The sequence below is a fragment of the Agrobacterium sp. OT33 genome (genome assembly GCF_017313365.1).
Taxonomy (GTDB): domain Bacteria; phylum Pseudomonadota; class Alphaproteobacteria; order Rhizobiales; family Rhizobiaceae; genus Agrobacterium; species Agrobacterium rhizogenes_A.
In genome coordinates this window covers 55,215-73,038 of record NZ_JAFLMZ010000007.1, presented here as the reverse complement: position 1 = coordinate 73,038, position 17,824 = coordinate 55,215, and the positions used below count along the sequence as shown (strand labels likewise).

The following is a 17,824-nucleotide window of genomic DNA, read 5'->3' as shown; positions in this document are numbered from 1 at the left end:
TTAAATAAAAGTAGATAGGGCCGCGTTTACGCGGCCTTTTCTTTGGTGGAGATCAATTCACGAGCGTGGCGGCGGGCTTCTTCGTCGGCCGCGAAGACATCTTCAATCGTGGTGGCGGAGCGGCCGTCATGCAGGCGGTCCATGACCGTTTCGACGATTTCGGCCATGTCGAGGAAGCCGATACCACCCGCGACGAAGGCGTGAAAAGCGGTTTCTTCCGCTGCGTTCAGGGCGGCACCCTGCAAACCGCCACGCTCCAGCGCCATGCGGGCGAGCCGCAGCGCGGGGAAGCGGGCCTCATCCGGTGCCTCGAAATCGAGCCGTGCCAGTTTCGCGAAATCCAGTCGTTCCACGTTGAGATTGCCGCGCCGGGGATAGGTGAGGGCATAGGAAATGGCGGTGCGCATATCGGGCGAGCCGAGCTGGGCGATATAGGAACCGTCGCTGTAACCGACCATCGAGTGCACGATCGATTGCGGATGGACGATCACCTCCACCTGATCGGGTCTGAGATCGAAGAGGTATTTCGCCTCGATCATTTCCAGCCCCTTGTTGAACATGGAGGCGCTGCCGATGGAGACCTTCAGCCCCATCGACCAGTTGGGATGGGCGCGGGCAATATCGGCCGTGACATTGGCCATTTCGTCGCGCGACCAGGTGCGGAATGGCCCGCCAGAGGCTGTCAGAACGATGCGCTCCACTGCCTGTTTGTGATCGCCCGTCAGGCACTGGAAGATCGCGCTATGTTCGCTGTCGACGGGGATCAGCCTGCCGCCGCCCTGTTTGACCGTGCGCAGAAAAACATCGCCCGCCGAGACCAGACACTCCTTGTTGGCAAGGGCGATATCCGCGCCGCGCCTGGCGGCTGTCAGCGTCGGGTCAAGGCCTGGCGTTCCGGCAATCGCTGCCATCACCCAGCCGGCGTCCATCGAAGCGGCTTCTTCAAGGCCGGATTTGCCGGCCGCGACTTTTATGCCGGTGCCGGTAAGGGCGGATTTCAATTCTTCATATTTGTCATCTTCGGCGGTAACCGCAAGCTTCGCACCGAACTCGCGCGCCTGTTCCGCCAGAAGCGCGATATTTCCCGCACCGGTCAGGGCCATGATCTCGAACTGATCACGGCCGCCCAGCTGACGCACGACATCCAGCGTATTGGTGCCGATCGAACCCGTCGAACCCAATATGGTCAGCTTGCGTGGCATTTCACTGGCATTCGTCATTTTCAGTCCGTCGATCGGTTGCGGTTCGCACCCTTTGGTGCATGCCGTTCTTCCGAAACCGCTGCACTTTTTCGGGCTACATGCATTAGCCTCTACTCGCGAAAACCAGCCATAACAAGGACAAACGCCGGGCTATTGTTTTTGCGGATGGCAAAGCCATATGCAAGAAAACGATGAGAGGACCTTGATGCGACGATTTCTAGTTTCCAGCGGGTGGATTTTTGCGGCAAGCCTTGTGCTGGTGCTGGTCTTTATTCCTCTCGATCCACGTCTTTCCGAAAGCGCGCAGGCCCTGCCCGGAACGATCGTCTCCTTCAATCGCGCCATCACCGATTTCGGAACCTTCAGCTGGATGCTCTATTCCACGGGCGCCCTTGCCATTCTTGCCTATGTCGGCGCACGGGTTTTGCAGGCTCAGACCTATGCAGGGCGCTTGAGAACCGCATGGCGGCTTCTTGCCTATTTCTTCCTGACGATCGGCACGGCGAGCATTCTCGTCCATACGCTAAAATTCCTGATCGGGCGGGCGCGACCGGAGCTTTTTCTGGAAATGGGCGCGTATAGTCTCACGCCGTTTACCGGTGACAATCTCTATGAAAGCTTCCCTTCGGGGCATTCGACGGCCGCCGGTGCCTTTTTCGGTGTTTTGGCCATGCTGGTGCCGCGCTTCCGCTGGGCGTTTCTTTTGCTCGCCCTCGTCATCGGCGTTTCGCGTGTCATCGTTGGCGCGCATTATCCAAGTGATGTCGCCGCCGGGCTGCTACTCGGCATGTGGACGGCCATGGCCTTCGCTTTTATCTTTGCCCGGTCCGAAATGCTGTTTCGGTTCGATGCCTATGGCTGGCCGCAGCCAAAAAATGCAAATCTTCCGGTGACGGATCCACGATAGAATGTTGAACGGGGCGGAAACGGAGAGATGTGATGGAAGAAGCGAAAGTCGCGCCGGAAAATGACGGTAAGGCGGTTCAGCACATCCGGACCTCCGTTGCCATTGCTGGCGGTGGGCCGGCGGGTGTGATGCTTGGCCTGCTGCTTGCCCGCAGCGGTATCGATGTGACGGTGGTCGAGAAGCACGGGGATTTCCTGCGCGATTTTCGCGGCGATACCATCCACCCCTCCACGCTTGAACTGATGGAGCAGCTGGGTTTCATCGATGAGTTCCTCAGTCTGCCGCATACGCGCGCGTCGCGGCTGAATGCGGTTATCGGCGGCGAGCGTATCACGATCGCGGATTTTTCCCGGTTGCCGGTCCACCATCGTTTCATCGCCTTCATGCCGCAATGGGATTTTCTCAATTTCATCGTCGGCAAGGCCGGGCAATATGAGAACTTCCGGCTGCTGATGAATGCGCCGGTCACCGGCTTGATCGAGCGCGACGGGCGTGTCGGCGGTCTGATCGTCAATACAGCGGATGGGGTGATCGAGATTGCCGCCGATCTGGTGGTGGGCGCGGATGGCCGTACTTCCATCGTCCGGGAGGCGGCGGGGCTGGAAATCCAGCGGTTCGGTGTTCCGACCGAGGTGCTGTGGATGCGCCTTTCAAAACAGCCGGGCGATTCGACCGAAACCATGGGTCATGTCGGCTCGCGACAGGGTTTCGTGATGATCAACCGCGGCGATTACTGGCAATGCGGTTATGTGGTGCGCAAGGGCTTTTTCGCGGACATAAAGCTGCAGGGACTTGAGGCGTTCAGGGAGAGGGTGGCGGAAATCTGCCCTTTCCCGCGCGAGAGGCTTGACGAGCTTACCAGCTGGGACGACGTGCATCTCCTGACCGTTCGCATCGACCGGCTGCAGCGCTGGTGGAAGCCCGGCCTGATCTGCATTGGGGACGCGGCCCATGCCATGTCGCCGGTTGGCGGTGTCGGCGTCAATCTGGCCGTTCAGGATGCCGTTGCTGCGGCCAATGTGTTGGTGCCGGTATTTTTATCCGGCCGGCCCGTTGGTGATGATGATCTCGCCGCAATCGAGAAACGACGATCCTTCCCGACCAAGGCCACGCAATTTCTGCAGCGAATGATGCGCATCGGCCGCAAGAAGGGGCAGGTGGAGGAGGCGGAAAAGCCGAAAGGTCCACCGGCGCTTGTGCTGGCGCTCATGCGATTTCCGCTTCTTGCCCATTTGACCGGGCGGCTGGTCGGGCTGGGCTTCCGCCGGGAAAAGATCGAGACCTAAGGCCGCTCAGGCAGGAACGGCGATTTCCTTCTCATATTTCAGTCCGATGACGGCTGAACCGATCAGCCCCGGCTCGATCCGGCAAATGGCAGGCACGACCAGCGGGCGGTTGAAACGCCGGAGAACGCGGCCCCTGACCGCTTCGTCCAGAGCGGCCAGAAGCTCTCTTGAATTCGAAAGCCCGCCGCCGACCGGCACGATGGTTGCGCCGGTGACGTTGATCACCATCGCGAGTGGCGAGGCGAGAATATCAACGAGAATATCGATGGTTCGTGCGGCCTGCGCATCGCCCGCCTGCCAGGCGGAGATGATGTCCTCGCTGGTCATCTCCCGCTGGTGAAGATGCAGATGCAGCTTTTCCATGCCACGGGCGCTGCCGATGGCATCAATGCAACCGGTGAGGCCGCAGCCGCACTCAAAACGCGGCAGCGCTATCGGCGGATTGCCGGCCAGGGTTGCGGCCACCGGCCCGTGGCCCCATTCGCCGGCGAAACCGCCATCGCTGTTGATGAGCCTGCCATCGATGACCAGCCCGCCGCCGACACCCGTCCCGAGGATGACGCCGAAGACGACACGATGGCCCTGTCCGGAGCCGATTTCCGATTCGGCGATCACGAAACAATCGGCATCATTTGAAACGATGACGGGAAGGTTGAGCGCCTTTTCCAACTCGTCCTTCAGCACCCTGCCATGGATGCTCTGAATATTGGCAACGGTGGCCTTGCCGGTTTCGGGATCGATGACGCCGGCAATCGACAGCGACACGCAGGCGGGTGTGCCGCCGCTATTGTCGATGACGGATTTAAGGCCGGCCGCGAAGTCCTCGAAACTGGTTTTCGGTGTCGGTATGCGCGGCACGGGGCGAATATCATCCGGGGCATAGGCAATGGCCCCCTTGATGGTCGTTCCGCCAATATCGAAACAAACGATCATTGTTCAGGCTCCGGAACGGGCGGCATCGTGGATTTTTTCTCCGCCGATCCATGTGGAATGCATTTGAAGATCAGGTGTCAGCACGACGAAATCCGCATCGGAACCGGGCAGGAGTTTCCCCTTGGCCGTAGCACCGATGGCTTCTGCTGGATAAGCGGAGGCCATTCTCAAGGCCTCCTCCAGCGGCGTGTTCATTTTCTCATGCATGAAGCGGATGCAGGACAGCATGTCGATATCAGCCCCCGCGAGCGTGCCATCGGCAAGCGTCAGGCGTCCGCCATTGCGATAGACGCGCCGGCCGTTCAGTTCGAAGCCGTCATCATCCGTGCCGATGGTGGACATGGCATCGGTGACGAGGAAGATGCGGGCCGGGCCGTTCTTGGCGCGCAGCGCAATGCCGATCGCGGCTGGATCGACATGGAAACCATCGGCGATCAGCCCGCAATCCAGTTTTCCGTTCGAAAGTGCGGCTCCCACCAGCCCCGGTTCACGATGGCCAAGCGGGCTCATGGCGTTGAAGAGATGGGTCACCATGGAAGCGCCGGCATCAGCATAGGCCATCGCCACATCGAGGCCTGTGTCGGTGTGGCCGAGGCTGACGACGATGCCGGCTTTTCGGAGCGCTGTAACCTGCTCCCTGGTCACGTTTTCCGGGGCAATGGTGGTCAGCACGAAGGCAAGTTCCGCCTTACAACGGGTCAGAACCTCAAGATCGGCTGCCTCCATCTTGCGGATCAGCGCCGGATCATGGGTGCCCTTGCGTGCGACGGAAAGATGCGGACCCTCGAAATGCAGGCCGAGGAAACCCGGCACATTTGCCTTACCGGCGGCGATACCCGCCTGTGCTGCTTTGGAGCTCACATCCGGCCGGTCGGTGATGAGCGTGACCATCAGCGCCGTGGTGCCGAATTTTGCATGGGCGGCGCAGATCCGGGCGATGCCATCCACATCCGGCTGGTTGTTGAACATGACCCCGCCGCCGCCATTGACCTGAAGGTCTATGAAGCCCGGCGCGATCAGCAGCCCGTTCGCATCAATCACGTCGGCTTCGGTGGGCACTTTGTCTGAGATGTCGGTGACATGTCCGTCACTGGTCAGCAGTACCTTGCCATTGTGCCAGGCGGCGCCATCGAAAATGCGGGCGCCGACAAATGCCTTTATGCCGCTCATTGGGTTTCCGTTACCTTCTTCAATGCCGCCGGCGCATCCGGGTTGAAGCCGCGCGCGCGCGACAATTGCTCGATGAAGCCGTAAAACGGCGCGATCAGCAACAGGGCATCGGTCAGCGGGTGGTTGGTCTCGACGAAGGGCAGGGGCTTGGCCGGGCTGCCTTTTGCAGATGTGACGAAAACATTTGCGCCTTTGTGGGCAAGACCCGCGGCAATGTCCGTCACGGAAGCCTCCGCGCGGTCGCGTGCGGCAAAGGCGATGACGGGGAACTTCGGCGCGACCAGCGAGACCGGGCCATGCATGACTTCCGCCGAGGAGTAGGCTTCCGCATGCAGTTCGCAGGTTTCCTTGCATTTCAGCGCGGCTTCTGCGGCAATGGCAAGGGCGGGGCCACGGCCCAGCATATAAAGCGATTCTTCGCCTTTCACCGCCTCGGCAATCTGGCTCCAGTCGAGGGCAACGGCTCTTGCGAAATTCTGCGGCAGGGCGCTGACGGCCTTGGCGAGCAGGTTGTCTTCCGTCCATTCGGCAAGGATTGCGAGGCCAGCAACGATGGAGTTGACGAAGGATTTGGTGGCGGCGACCGCTTTTTCCGGTCCTGCTTGGATGTCGATGGCCTGATTGGCTGCATTACCAAGCGGAGAGGGCAGGGTGTTGACGAGAGAGACGGTGAATGCACCGCCCTTGCGGGCACTTTCCGCTAGCGCAACGATATCAGGGCTTTTTCCGGACTGAGACACGGCGAAGGCCGCCGCCCGTTCCAGCCGCAATTTCGTCTGGTAGATGGAGGCGAGCGAGGGCCCGAGCGACGCCACCGGCAGCCCGGTCTGCAATTCGATCGCATATTTCAGGAAATGTGCGGCGTGGTCGGAGGAACCCCGCGCAATTGTGACGATAACGGCTGGATCACGGGCCTTCAGCTGGCTGCCGGCTTCCTGAAAATCATTTTTCGCATTGTCCAGCAGACGGGCGACGGCATCGGGAATCTCGTTGATTTCCTGGCGCATCAGGGTTGTCATCGTTTTGTGTCCTTGGTCGGTGTGTTTCACTCGGAGGTCATCGTCAGTTCGGCGACGAGGTCATAGGCGTCGCTGCGGTAGAGGGCGCGCGATATTTCCATGAGGCGCCCGCTTTCCAGATAGGCCATGCGCTGGACGGATAGTGCGGCGGAGCCTGGCGGAACGCCGAGCAGCAGCGTTTCCTCATCCGTCAGATTGCGGGCGGAGATGCGTTGAATGGCGCGAACGGGGCGGATGCCGTTTTTTTCAAGCTCGAGATAAAGCGAGTTTTCGACCAGCTGCGGGTCGGGCAGAAGATCGCCGGGCAGGCTCGTCACTTCGAGCGCAATCGGCTGATCATTGGCAAGGCGCAGGCGGGTAAGCCGTGCCACCATGGCCGATTGTGAAAGGCCGAGCGTCATCATCTCGTCGCCGGTCGGGTAAAACAATCCCCGGTCCAGCCAGCGGGTGCTTGCCGTCATTCCCCGCCGGCGCATGTCCTCCGTAAACGAGGTGAGCTTGGTCAGCGGCTGCTGCATGCGGGTGATGGGCTTGACGACGAAGGTGCCGGAGCCGTGTCTGCGAACCAGAAGACCATCACGCACGAGATCATCCACCGCCTTGCGCACCGTGACGCGGCTGACGCAGGCGCTTTCTGCAATATCACGCTCCGGCGGCAGGGCGTCACCGTGCTTCAGGCGGCCGCCATTGATGGCGTCTTCAATCGTCTGACGCAGTTTCAGGTAAAGCGGGCCGCCGCCTCCCGATTGCAGGTCGTCCAGATTAAGCACTGCCCCGTTCATCCATAACCTCTGTCACAATCGATCTGGCCATGTCTGGCTATATCATACGGGCCGCAATCGGCAATACCAAAATAGAACCATTACCAAATTTGTACGATTAATCGGTGTTTTATTCGATCGTTTGCCGAATAATCAGGCTTCATGCTTGATATTTTCGCATTAACCAAAAAAATTTTCCAGTTGTGGATATTGCTATAGACGATTGGCATTTTTTTGGTATTGTTTTTGTATCGGTGGCGATCGGCGCTCTGTTCGGCACCCGCGTTGCCGGAAAAAATCGGCTTCTGATTCTCAGTCGGGCGCATGAAATCGAATTTAGCTTGACCGTCTTGAAAATTAATTTCATCGTGACGGGAAATTATCGCAGATAACTGAATGGCCGGCGTAGAAACGGTCACTTCTGCGAAAATGAATTACGAATGAACAGGGAACAAAGTTCATGAAGGTGGGAATTATCGGACTCGGATTCCGTCTCGGTTATCTGGGCTACGTTTTTCATGAAATCGACAAGGATTTCGAGATCGTCGGTTATGTCGATCCCGCTCCGGCCGGTCTGCCGGGTCTGCAGGAAAAGGGCATTTCGGTCGGCAAGGCGTATGACAGTCCCGAGGCGCTCATCGCCAACGAGAAATTCGATCTTCTGATGATCGGCTCGCCGAACCATATGCATCTAGAACATATCCGCATCGGGCTTGAGGCCGGTTGCACCATCTTCAGCGAAAAACCAATCGTCGTCAGCATCGAGGAAAGCCTTGAGCTTGCCCGGTTGCTCAACAAGCATGGCCACGAGCGGCTGTTGGTCGGCCTTGTCCTGCGTTATTCGCCGCTTTACCGCGATCTGCGCGCCGCGCAGGCCGAAGGCAAGCTCGGCGATGTCGTTTCCATCGAGGCTTCGGAACATATTCCGCCCTATCATGGTGCGTTCTTCATGCGCGACTGGCGGCGTTACGAGCATTATTCCGGCTCCTTCATGCTGGAAAAATGCTGCCACGATCTCGATCTTTATAATGGTGTCGTCGGTGCAAGGCCGCGGTTCGTATCGAGCTTTGGCGGGCGCAAAAGCTTCACGCCTGCCAATGCCCCGCAAAATGACGGTATCAACGACATGGAGGTCTACCATCGCAAGCCGAGCGGCTGGATGGGTTCCGAAAAGGTCTTCGACAGCGACGGCGACATCATCGATTACCAGACGGCGATCGTTGAATATGAAAATGGCGCGTCGCTTGCCTTCCATACCAATCTCAACGTTCCCGACGATTTCCGCCGTTTCTGCGTGATCGGCGCCAAGGGTATGGCGGAGGGCGACTTCGTGCGCGGCTTCCTCAACGTGCACAATGCCCGGACCAACGAGAAGACCGTGGCAAAGACCTATTCGGCGGCAACCACGCTTTCGCAGCACTACGGTGCCGACGAACAGATGGCCGAGGACGTCGTCGCCCATATCGTCAAGGGCACACCCCTGCCGGTTTCCGCGCTCGATGCGATCGAGGCCGGTATTCTGGCGCTCGCCATGGACGAGGCGCGTCACGGCCGCAAGGTGGTCGATCTCCAACCTGTGTGGGATGAATATGACCTGGCGCTCCATGGGCGGCCGAAATCCCCCGCCGCGAAGTCGGCTTGAGGGGGCTGCGCGATGGATGCAAAACGTAGCGCAGTCGTCTTCGCCTGGTGTCTTCTTCTGCCGGCGCTTTTATATATCGCTCTAATCGTCGCCTATCCGCTCGTGGATACGTTCATCCTGTCGTTCACTGATGCGTCGCTTAAAAAAGTGACGAATTGGGTCGGCTTCATCAATTACGAGAAGATCTTCAACGCGACGTTTGCCGATGTCATCACGCGGACCTTTATCTGGACGTTCTTTTCCGTTTCGATAAAGATGATCATCGGCACATTTGGTGCAGTGCTTCTGAATTCGGCGGTACCTGGCCGGGCACTGTTTCGTATCCTGACAATGCCGCCATGGATCGTGCCGATGGCTATCGGCATCTTCATGTGGGGCTGGATGTATAACGGCCAGTTCGGCATGATTTCCGGCGTGCTGCAGAATCTCGGTCTGGTAAACGGCCCGGTCGCGTTCCTTGCCTATGGCAATACGGCCTTCTGGGCAACGATCATCACCGATGTGTGGATCGGCGTGCCGATGGTGACGCTCTATCTGCTGGCCGCCATCCAGTCCATTCCGCAGGACCTTTACGAAGCGGCGTGGACGGACGGGGCAAGCCGCGCCTATCGCTTCCGCCGTATCACGCTGCCGCTGATGTTGCCCGCCATGATCACCATGTCGGTCCTGTCACTGATTTCGACCTTCAATTCCTTCGATATCATCTGGATTCTCACGCGTGGCGGTCCGAACGGCGAAACCACAACCATGATCATCGATACCTACAAGACGGCGATCGGAGCTTACAAATATGGTGAAGGTGCCGCGCGCGCCGTGCTGATCTGCATCTTCCTGTCGATCTTCACCTTCTTTTATTTCCGCATCACCAGCCGTTTCTCGCAGGAGGCCAGCCGATGACCGACAAAAATGCGATGATCAACCGCTACAGATGGTATGAAGTTGTCGGGATCTATTGCGGCGTCGCTGTGTTCCTCACCTTCGTGCTGGCACCCTTCGTGGAAGGGTTTCTGGTTTCGCTGAAACCGCTCAGCCTGCTGTTTTCGTCCCCTTACAAGTTTTGGCCCGAGAATGGCTCCTTCGAGGCCTACCGGACGATGTGGGTCAGCGTGCCGGGTTTTGCGCTTTATATTTTCAACTCCTTTTTCATCGCGGGGAGCATTACGCTCATCGTTCTGGTACTCGTGATACCCGCTTCATACGCGTTTGCCCGCTTTAACTTCAAAGGCGCGGGTCTGCTGCTAGGAATATTCCTTGCCGTGAAGATGTTTTCGGGCGCCGTGCTCCTTATTCCATTGTTTCGCCTCATGCGCTCCATTGGTGTATTGAATACCTACTTCGCGATGATCATTCCCGGAGTCGCTTTCATAATTCCGACGGGCATCCTGCTCCTCGTGACCTATATGCGCCGCATACCCCGAGAGTTGGAGGAGGCGGCTTATGTCGATGGCGCAAGCAGGCTCTACACCCTGCGTCGGGTTGTCTTGCCCATAGCAACGCCGGGTATAGCGGTCGTCGCAATCTCATCGTTTATCGAGGCCTATGCGCAGCAATTCATCTACGCGCTGACGTTCAATTCCAAGACCGAATATATGCCGCTGCCAGTGGGTCTGTTTGCCTATTTCGGCCGGCAGGAGGTCGTCTGGAACGAACTTATGGCAGCGAGCTTCGTCGGTATCGCCCCAGCGATGATCGCGATTTTCCTGATGCAACGATATCTCGTCGGCGGGCTAACCGCAGGCGCGGTGAAATAACCAACAACCGGAACGACTACCAAAAACGGGAGACTACTATGGCACTGAAACATTACGGATTGGCGCTCTGCGCTTTCGCACTTGCCGGTTCCACCGCCCTTGGCACGGTGACGGCGCATGCCGCTGACAAGGAGATCAGCTGGATCTATTGCGGCGACAAGATGGATCCCATCCATGAAAAATACATCAAGGAATGGGAAGGCAAGAACGAGGGCTGGAAGGTCGTGCCCGAAGTCGTCGGCTGGGAGCAGTGCCAGGACAAGGCCACCACGCTTGCCGCCGCCGGCACCCCGGTCGCCATGGCCTATGTCGGCTCGCGCACGCTGAAGCAGTTCGCGCAGAACGATCTCATCGTTCCGGTGCCGATGACGGAAGATGAAAAGAAGAGCTACTACCCTAACATCGTCGACACGGTCACCTTCGAGGATACGCAGTGGGGCGTGCCGGTCGCGTTCTCGACCAAGGCGCTCTACTGGAACAAGGACCTGTTCAAGCAGGCCGGTCTCGACCCGGAAGTGCCGCCGAAGACCTGGGCTGAAGAAATCGCCTTCGCCAAGCAGATCAAGGAAAAGACCGGCATTGCCGGCTATGGCTTGCCCGCCAAGACTTTCGACAACACCATGCACCAGTTCATGCACTGGGTTTATACCAATAACGGCAAGGTCATCGATGGCGACAAGATCACCGTCGACAGCCCGCAGGTTGTTGCAGCGCTCACGGCTTACAAGGACATCACGCCTTATTCCGTCGAAGGTCCCACGGCCTACGAGCAGAACGAAATCCGCGCCATCTTCCTTGATGGCAAGGTTGGCATGATCCAGGCCGGATCGGGTGCCGCAACCCGCCTGCAGGAAACCAAGATCAACTGGGGCATCGCCACGCTGCCGCTCGGCCCCGAAGCCAAGGGTCCCGGCACGCTGCTCATCACCGACAGCCTTGCGATCTTCAAGGGAACCGGTGTCGAAGAAAAGGCGACCGAATTCGCCAAGTTCATCACCTCACCCGGTCCGCAGGGCGAGTACGAGTTGCAGGGCGGCGCTGGTCTCACCCCGCTGCGTCCGTCGGCCAAGGTTGATGAATTCGTCGCCAAGGACCCCTTCTGGAAGCCGCTGATCGACGGTATCGCCTATGGTGGTCCCGAGCCGCTCTTCACCGACTACAAGGGCTTCCAGGACGTGATGATCGAGATGGTGCAGTCTGTCGTCACCGGCAAGGCAACACCGGAAGATGCCGCGAAGAAGGCTTCCTCCGCTCTCGAGCAGTATAAATAATCCGCATCGGCATGGTTGCGGGCGCGTGTCGTCCGCAACCGGCTATTTCGCCGCGAGAATGATCGCCGCCTTCATGGACGCGTCCTCTCGTGTTTTTTCAACGGTTCCGATCCGACACGGTTTTCCCCCGTGTTTCGGAACGTCTCTGAACGCAGCCTGATGTCGGCTGGTGACGGGAGAGGCAAGTTTTGGGTCAGCTTTATCTCAACAACGTCCGCAAGAACTATGGACATTTCGAAGTCATCAAGGGCGTTCAGCTCGACATCAGGGATGGCGAGTTCGTCGTTTTTGTCGGCCCTTCGGGATGCGGCAAATCCACATTGCTGCGTATGATCGCCGGCCTTGAGGATATTACCGCGGGCGACGTCGTCATTAACGGCGTGAAGGTCAATGAATTGCCGCCGGTCAAACGCGGCATCGCCATGGTCTTCCAGTCCTATGCGCTCTATCCGCATATGACTGTTTTCGAAAACATCGCTTTTCCGCTGCGCGTCGAAAAGATGGAAGAGAGCAAGATCAAGGAAAAGGTCGAGGGGGTTGCCAAGATCCTGCAACTCGACCAGCGCCTGCAGCAGCGCCCCGGCATGTTGTCCGGCGGCCAGCGCCAGCGCGTCGCGATCGGCCGCGCCATCGTTCGCGAGCCGAAGATATTCCTGTTCGACGAGCCGCTGTCCAACCTCGATGCGGCACTTCGCGCCGACATGCGCATCGAACTTACCAATCTTCACCGGACGCTGCAGGCGACGATGATCTATGTCACCCACGATCAGGTGGAAGCCATGACCATGGCTGACCGCATCGTGGTGCTGAACGCCGGCGAAATCGCCCAGGTCGGTGCGCCGCTCGAGCTTTATCACAAACCGGCAAACCTGTTCGTGGCCGGTTTCATCGGCAATCCGAAAATGAATTTCCTGAAGGTCACCTGCAAGTCCGTCAGCGCCGAGGGCGTGACTGTGGAATATGAGGGTCAGACGGTAACGGTACCGGTGGAACCTCGCGCCGGCCTTGAAGGTAGGCAACTGACGCTTGGCATTCGCCCGGAACATACCGGTCTGGAAACGGCTGACCTGAACGTGAAGGTTGCGCCCAGCGTCATCGAGCGGCTGGGGGTGAACACGATCGCTTATGGCGTCGCCCCTACGGGCGAGAACTATTGCGCGCTGCTTTCCGGTTCTGCGCCTGTCGTCGTTGATGAACCGATCGTCACCGGCATCAAGGCGGCGGATTGCCATCTTTTCGATGAAAGCGGCATTGCGCTCGAACGGCGTGTCGACCTTTCCGTCCTCAAGCTGATCCAATAAAGGGCAGGAGCCGGGCCATGACATCCGTTTTTCCGTGCCCGGCTTTTTCTGACGCGATGCGTTTTCGGCGGTTTTCATCCGTCTCCGCCAGACGCAAAAACAACGCCGGGCTTTCGGCCCGGCGTTCGCAACATTCCCGCATGTCTGCTCTGTCAGGCCATGGGATTGGGCATGTAACCGGTGAAACCGCTGATCTTCCAGCGTCCCTCATGCAGCCGGCAATAATAGAGCGTCTGCCATTTCATGACGTCGAAGCTGCCGTCAGCCTTGCGAAGTCCTCCGTCGAACTTCTTGCGAACCAGCGCGGTCTCACCCTCCACTTCGATCTCTTCGAGCGTTGTGGTCGTGAAGATCGCATTGCGCGGATCTTCGGCGAATTGCTGGGTCTGGAAATCCTTCGCCTGTCTCAGCCACTCGTCGCGATAGGCGGTGAGCGAAGGGAAGGACAGACGCCAATTGTCCGGGTTCGCATCCCGATTGGCATTGATGCCGAGAAAACCGTCCTCGACGAAATCATCCGCGACCTTGGACCAGTCCGCGGTGAGGAAAGCGTCGATGTCCCGCGTCACCAGCATCTCCCAGATGGAATGACGGGCAATGTCTGTTTCGGGAAAGGGGTTTTTGAAGGGGTCGCGCATGATTTGTGTCCGTTGTTGAAATTATTTTCAGGATTTGGAGATTTCTCTGGCGAATATTGTTGGCATATGCTCATCTCGCAATCAACAGAGAAAATTATTTTCAAATCAGGGATATGCAGCGTGTCGTCATCGGGATGGAAGGCGGTCGATTCATGGGTGTGTACGGTTGACGGGCGTCCTGGATTAGGGTGCATCGGTAACGGGGCCAAGGCTTGAGTTTTGGCGGAACGGAGACCGGTGAGCATGGATATTTTCGCAAGAATACAGGAAGACAGGGGACAGTTCTCGCAATCGGAACGGCGGATCGCCGATATTCTGGTTTCGGACTTCGAATTCGCCGTTAACGCCTCGATCATCGAGCTTGCCGCGCGCGCCGAGGTTTCCCCGCCGACAGTCACGCGGTTCTGCCGCAGGCTTGGTTGCCAGAGTTTTTCGGATTTCAAGGTCAGCCTCGCCAAGACCGCTTATGTCGGTATTCGTTATTTGACCTCGGAACCATCGAGCACCGGACCGTCGGATGTTGCCGAAGAGGTGCTTGCCAAGGCGCAGGAAGCGCTTTTCCTGCTGCACAGGACGCTCGATCCTGCCCTTGCCGAAAAGGCGGCGATCAAGATCGCCAATGGCGGCATGATCTACGCCTTCGGTGCCGGCGGCAATTCCTCGATGATCGCCTCGGAAATCCAGAACCGGCTGTTCCGCCTTGGCCTGCGTGTCTCCACCAGCGCCGATCACAGCATGCAGCTGATGATGACGGCCGCCGCGCGCAAGGAAGACGTGATTATCGGTTCGTCCTTTTCCGGCCGCAACATGGAGCTGGTGAAGTGTTTCAGGCTGGCGCGGGAAATGGGGGTGACCACCATCGCGCTGACCCAGAGTGACACGCCGCTTGCCGCGGCGGCCGATATCGTCGTGGCCGTCAATGTGCCCGAGGGAAACAACATCTTCCGCCCGACCTCATCGCGTTACGCCTATCTGGCGGCCGTCGATATTCTGGCGACGCTTGCCGCCTATCACCATCGGCAGAGGTCGATGGTGACGTTGCGCCACATCAAGCAGCAGCTCGTGGAGCATCGCGATTCGGATGACAAGCAATTGCTCGGTGACTGAGTGCGGACGATGAAAAACACGGACCGTTTTGCCTGAGACCCCGCCCCGCGGTGGATTGGAAAGCTTCAAGGGAGTTGTAGGAGATGCAGGACAGGAAAGACCAGCTCGCTATCGTGACCGGTGCGGCAGGTGATATTGGCCGGGCGATTGCGGCAGCACTTTCTGAAAGCCATGCGAAGGTGGTGCTCGTCGATATCGATGCCGACGCCTTGTCCAATGCGCTTTCCCAGCTTTCCGGCCCCGGCTTCGTCGCGAAGACCTGCGATGTAACCCATCCACAGGACCTTGCGCGGCTGGCCGCCGAGGTTTCGGAACTGGGTGATGTCGCGACCCTCGTTAACAATGCGGGTGCTGCAAGGGCCGTCAGCCTGCATGACACGACCGCCGACATATGGCGCAGGGATAATGCCCTTAATCTGGAAGCGCCGTTTCTCTGCTTCAGGGCTTTCGAGGATGCGCTGAAGCGGACACAAGGGTCTGTGGTCAATATCACCTCCGTCAATGGCATGGCGGTGTTCGGCCATCCGGCCTATAGCGCGGCCAAGGCCGGGCTGATCCATCTGACGAAGCTGATCGCCGTCGAATACGGAAAATTCGGTATCCGCTCCAACGCCGTGGCGCCCGGAACCGTGCGCACGCAGGCATGGGAAGCACGGGCGGCCAGCAATCCGCAAGTCTTCGAGGAGGCGAAGCACTGGTATCCGCTGCAACGGATCGTGCGGCCCGAAGATGTGGCCAGCGCCGTCGCATTTCTGGCCGGTCCGCAGGCACAGGCCATCAGCGGCGTGTGCCTGCCGGTCGACTGCGGGCTGACGGCGGGGCAGGCGCCGTTGGCCCGGACTTTTTCGCAGTCTGAACACTACTGATCGAAGCCTTTCACGGGCTCAATACGCAATGGAGGGGAGCATCATGGCGCTCGCAAATTACCGTCTCGAAAATTCATGGCATCCGCTAGCAGAGTCCGCATCCGGCGGCTTTACATTCACGCTGGTCAATCTTTCGCGTGAGCCGCTGAAGGATTTTCGCATCGTCTATACGTCGCTGACGCGGACGGTGGACAAGCCGGTTTGCGGCAATGCCGTTTATCTGCGCCGCAATGCCAATTTCCATGAATTTGCGCCGCCAGCCGGTTTCGTGCTCGAAGCGGGGAAATCCTGGCGCTTTACCGTCGATGGCCTCCTGAGGCCCGCGCGGCATCGCACCGACGGGGCGAAATCCGCCTATGTCAGCCTTGCCGATGGCACACATCGCGCCGTTGATGTCGGCGATTTGATGCTGGATGGGCGTCACAGCGAGCCGGCTCCGGTGCTGCTCCCGGAAGGAAAGCTCGACCTGCCTTTCGCCATCCAGCCATGGCCTGCTGAAATCAATGCCGAACCGGGCGAGGGCTTTCCTGTCGCGCTTTTCCCGACGGAAGACGCAAGCACGGAAGAGGTTCTTGCGGTGGAAACCGTGCTTTCCCTGTTCCGCAGGCTTTTTGCCGTGGGACATGTGCCCTTCAGCCTTGCACCGGTTCATGAGGGAAAGCCGCTTCATTTCAAACAGCATAGCGGGCTGGAAGCCGAAGGTTATCGTCTCACCTTTTCCGGAGAAGCGGTTGTTGTGGAATATTCGGCCGCTGCCGGTCTGCAATATGGCCTGACGGTTCTGGCGCAACTGCTGCATGGCGCGCGCATCGATCCCCAATTCCGGTTCCCGGCGTCCGGCAGCATCAGCGATGCGCCGCGTTACAGCTGGCGCGGCTGCCATCTGGATGTCTCGCGGCAATTTTATCCGACCGGCGATGTCGTGCGGCTCATCGATATTCTCGCATGGCTGCGCATGAACCGGTTCCATTGGCACCTGACGGATGACGAGGCATGGCGTCTGGAAATCAAGGCCTATCCGCTGCTGACCACCGTGGGTGCGACCCGTGGTCCGGATGCGCCGCTTCTGCCGCAGCTTGGCAACGGGGCCGAACCGGTTTCGGGCTATTACACCCAGGACGACGTCCGCAGGGTCGTTGCCCATGCGGCCGCGTTGAATGTCGAAATCGTGCCGGAAGTCGATATTCCCGGTCACAGCACGGCGGCTCTCGTCGCCTATCCGGAATTGACGGATGGGCAGGAAGCGCCCGACAGTTATCGCTCGGTGCAGGGATATCCGAACAACGCGCTCAACCCGGCCATCGAGCTGACCTATGAGTTCCTCGGCAAGATATTTGACGAGATGGTGGAGCTGTTCCCGTCGCGGCTGATCCATATTGGCGGCGATGAGGTTGCGGATGGTTCATGGCTGGCCTCGCCGCTTGCCAAGGCATTGATGGAAAAGGAGGGGCTGGACGGCACCTTCGGCATCCAGTCCTATTTCATGAAGCGCATTCAGGGGATGCTGCATGAGCGTGGCCGCCAGCTTGCCGGCTGGGACGAGGTTTCCCACGGCGGCGGTGTCGACCCGGCTGGAACATTGCTGATGGCATGGCAGAAGCCGGAAGTCGGTCTTGAGCTTGCAAAACAGGGCTATGACGTGGTGATGACACCGGGTCAGGCCTATTATCTCGACATGGTGCAGGATGAAGCCTGGCAGGAGCCGGGTGCAAGCTGGGCCGGCACCGTTCCGCCCTCGCATACCTATGCCTATGAGGCCGTCGGCGAATTTCCCGAGGAATTAAAGGAGCGGATGAAGGGCGTTCAGGCCTGCATCTGGTCCGAACATTTCCTCAACCGCGCCTATTTCAACCATCTGGTTTTCCCGAGGCTGCCGGCCATTGCCGAGGCGGCATGGACGCCGAAGGCGCAGAAGGACTGGCTGCGGTTCTCCGCCATCGTTCCCTTGAGCCCGGTTTATTAAGGGGGAA

The 17,824-nt window shown here is 58.9% G+C and carries 17 protein-coding genes; 10 read left to right on the top strand and 7 right to left on the bottom strand.

The genetic code is table 11. The annotated features are described in order from the left end of the window. Positions 1-26: 26 nt before the first annotated feature. Positions 27-1,220 carry a 1-deoxy-D-xylulose-5-phosphate reductoisomerase gene (gene dxr / locus JZX88_RS17230; protein WP_206914279.1) on the bottom strand — a complete coding sequence of 398 codons (1,194 nt, stop codon included), beginning with the start codon at positions 1,218-1,220 and terminating at the stop codon, positions 27-29. Positions 1,221-1,407: 187 nt separating this feature from the next. Here dxr and JZX88_RS17225 point away from each other — a divergent pair, with 187 nt between their 5' ends. Both JZX88_RS17225 and JZX88_RS17220 read left to right on the top strand, forming a co-directional pair. Beyond that, the gene (locus JZX88_RS17225; protein ID WP_065114250.1) at positions 1,408-2,109 is read left to right on the top strand and encodes a phosphatase PAP2 family protein; all 702 of its coding nucleotides are present in this window, start codon (positions 1,408-1,410) and stop codon (positions 2,107-2,109) included. Between the two features lie 32 nt (positions 2,110-2,141). After that, positions 2,142-3,395 carry an FAD-dependent oxidoreductase gene (locus JZX88_RS17220; RefSeq protein ID WP_206914278.1) on the top strand — a complete coding sequence of 418 codons (1,254 nt, stop codon included), beginning with the start codon at positions 2,142-2,144 and terminating at the stop codon, positions 3,393-3,395. Positions 3,396-3,401: 6 nt separating this feature from the next. On the opposite strand, the gene JZX88_RS17215 is transcribed toward JZX88_RS17220, so the two are convergent. The 5 genes from JZX88_RS17215 to JZX88_RS17195 all read right to left on the bottom strand — a co-directional run bounded on the left by JZX88_RS17215 (position 3,402) and on the right by JZX88_RS17195 (position 7,697). Continuing rightward, positions 3,402-4,328, bottom strand: a complete 927-nt coding sequence (locus JZX88_RS17215) for an ROK family protein (protein ID WP_206914277.1) — start codon at positions 4,326-4,328, stop codon at positions 3,402-3,404. A gap of 3 nt (positions 4,329-4,331) precedes the next feature. After that, positions 4,332-5,498 carry an N-acetylglucosamine-6-phosphate deacetylase gene (gene nagA / locus JZX88_RS17210; RefSeq protein WP_206914276.1) on the bottom strand — a complete coding sequence of 389 codons (1,167 nt, stop codon included), beginning with the start codon at positions 5,496-5,498 and terminating at the stop codon, positions 4,332-4,334. Continuing rightward, positions 5,495-6,517 (bottom strand): SIS domain-containing protein, encoded by a 1,023-nt coding sequence (locus JZX88_RS17205; protein WP_110756873.1) that lies wholly within the window; start codon positions 6,515-6,517, stop codon positions 5,495-5,497. The genes nagA and JZX88_RS17205 overlap by 4 nt, the downstream gene beginning before the upstream one ends. Before the next feature lie 26 nt (positions 6,518-6,543). Beyond that, complete coding sequence (locus JZX88_RS17200) at positions 6,544-7,299, bottom strand: GntR family transcriptional regulator (RefSeq protein ID WP_065114245.1); 756 nt, start codon at positions 7,297-7,299, stop codon at positions 6,544-6,546. Positions 7,300-7,379: 80 nt separating this feature from the next. After that, positions 7,380-7,697, bottom strand: coding sequence for a hypothetical protein (locus tag JZX88_RS17195; protein ID WP_206914275.1), 318 nt, complete (start codon positions 7,695-7,697; stop codon positions 7,380-7,382). 41 nt (positions 7,698-7,738) lie between these two features. Here JZX88_RS17195 and JZX88_RS17190 point away from each other — a divergent pair, with 41 nt between their 5' ends. From JZX88_RS17190 to JZX88_RS17170, 5 genes are all read left to right on the top strand, one after another. Then, positions 7,739-8,920: a Gfo/Idh/MocA family protein gene (locus tag JZX88_RS17190; protein ID WP_206914274.1), complete on the top strand. Its 1,182-nt coding sequence runs from the start codon at positions 7,739-7,741 to the stop codon at positions 8,918-8,920. Between the two features lie 12 nt (positions 8,921-8,932). Continuing rightward, a complete protein-coding gene (locus JZX88_RS17185; RefSeq protein ID WP_206914273.1) occupies positions 8,933-9,817 on the top strand; it encodes a carbohydrate ABC transporter permease in 885 nt (294 codons plus the stop codon). Further along, the gene (locus JZX88_RS17180; protein ID WP_065114241.1) at positions 9,814-10,671 is read left to right on the top strand and encodes a carbohydrate ABC transporter permease; all 858 of its coding nucleotides are present in this window, start codon (positions 9,814-9,816) and stop codon (positions 10,669-10,671) included. Before JZX88_RS17185 ends, JZX88_RS17180 begins: the two co-directional genes overlap by 4 nt. A gap of 38 nt (positions 10,672-10,709) precedes the next feature. Further along, positions 10,710-11,942, top strand: a complete 1,233-nt coding sequence (locus tag JZX88_RS17175) for an ABC transporter substrate-binding protein (protein WP_065114240.1) — start codon at positions 10,710-10,712, stop codon at positions 11,940-11,942. A gap of 188 nt (positions 11,943-12,130) precedes the next feature. Then, positions 12,131-13,243 (top strand): ABC transporter ATP-binding protein, encoded by a 1,113-nt coding sequence (locus JZX88_RS17170; RefSeq protein ID WP_065114239.1) that lies wholly within the window; start codon positions 12,131-12,133, stop codon positions 13,241-13,243. Between the two features lie 152 nt (positions 13,244-13,395). On the opposite strand, the gene JZX88_RS17165 is transcribed toward JZX88_RS17170, so the two are convergent. Beyond that, a complete protein-coding gene (locus JZX88_RS17165; protein ID WP_174030502.1) occupies positions 13,396-13,881 on the bottom strand; it encodes a hypothetical protein in 486 nt (161 codons plus the stop codon). Between the two features lie 243 nt (positions 13,882-14,124). On the opposite strand from JZX88_RS17165, the gene JZX88_RS17160 reads away from it, so the two are divergent. The 3 genes from JZX88_RS17160 to JZX88_RS17150 all read left to right on the top strand — a co-directional run bounded on the left by JZX88_RS17160 (position 14,125) and on the right by JZX88_RS17150 (position 17,817). Further along, entirely contained in the window at positions 14,125-14,988 is an 864-nt protein-coding gene (locus tag JZX88_RS17160; RefSeq protein WP_142858135.1) for a MurR/RpiR family transcriptional regulator, read from the top strand. Positions 14,989-15,071: 83 nt separating this feature from the next. Then, positions 15,072-15,854 (top strand): SDR family oxidoreductase, encoded by a 783-nt coding sequence (locus JZX88_RS17155; protein ID WP_206914272.1) that lies wholly within the window; start codon positions 15,072-15,074, stop codon positions 15,852-15,854. 43 nt (positions 15,855-15,897) lie between these two features. Further along, positions 15,898-17,817 carry a beta-N-acetylhexosaminidase gene (locus JZX88_RS17150; protein ID WP_206914271.1) on the top strand — a complete coding sequence of 640 codons (1,920 nt, stop codon included), beginning with the start codon at positions 15,898-15,900 and terminating at the stop codon, positions 17,815-17,817. Positions 17,818-17,824: the final 7 nt, after the last annotated feature.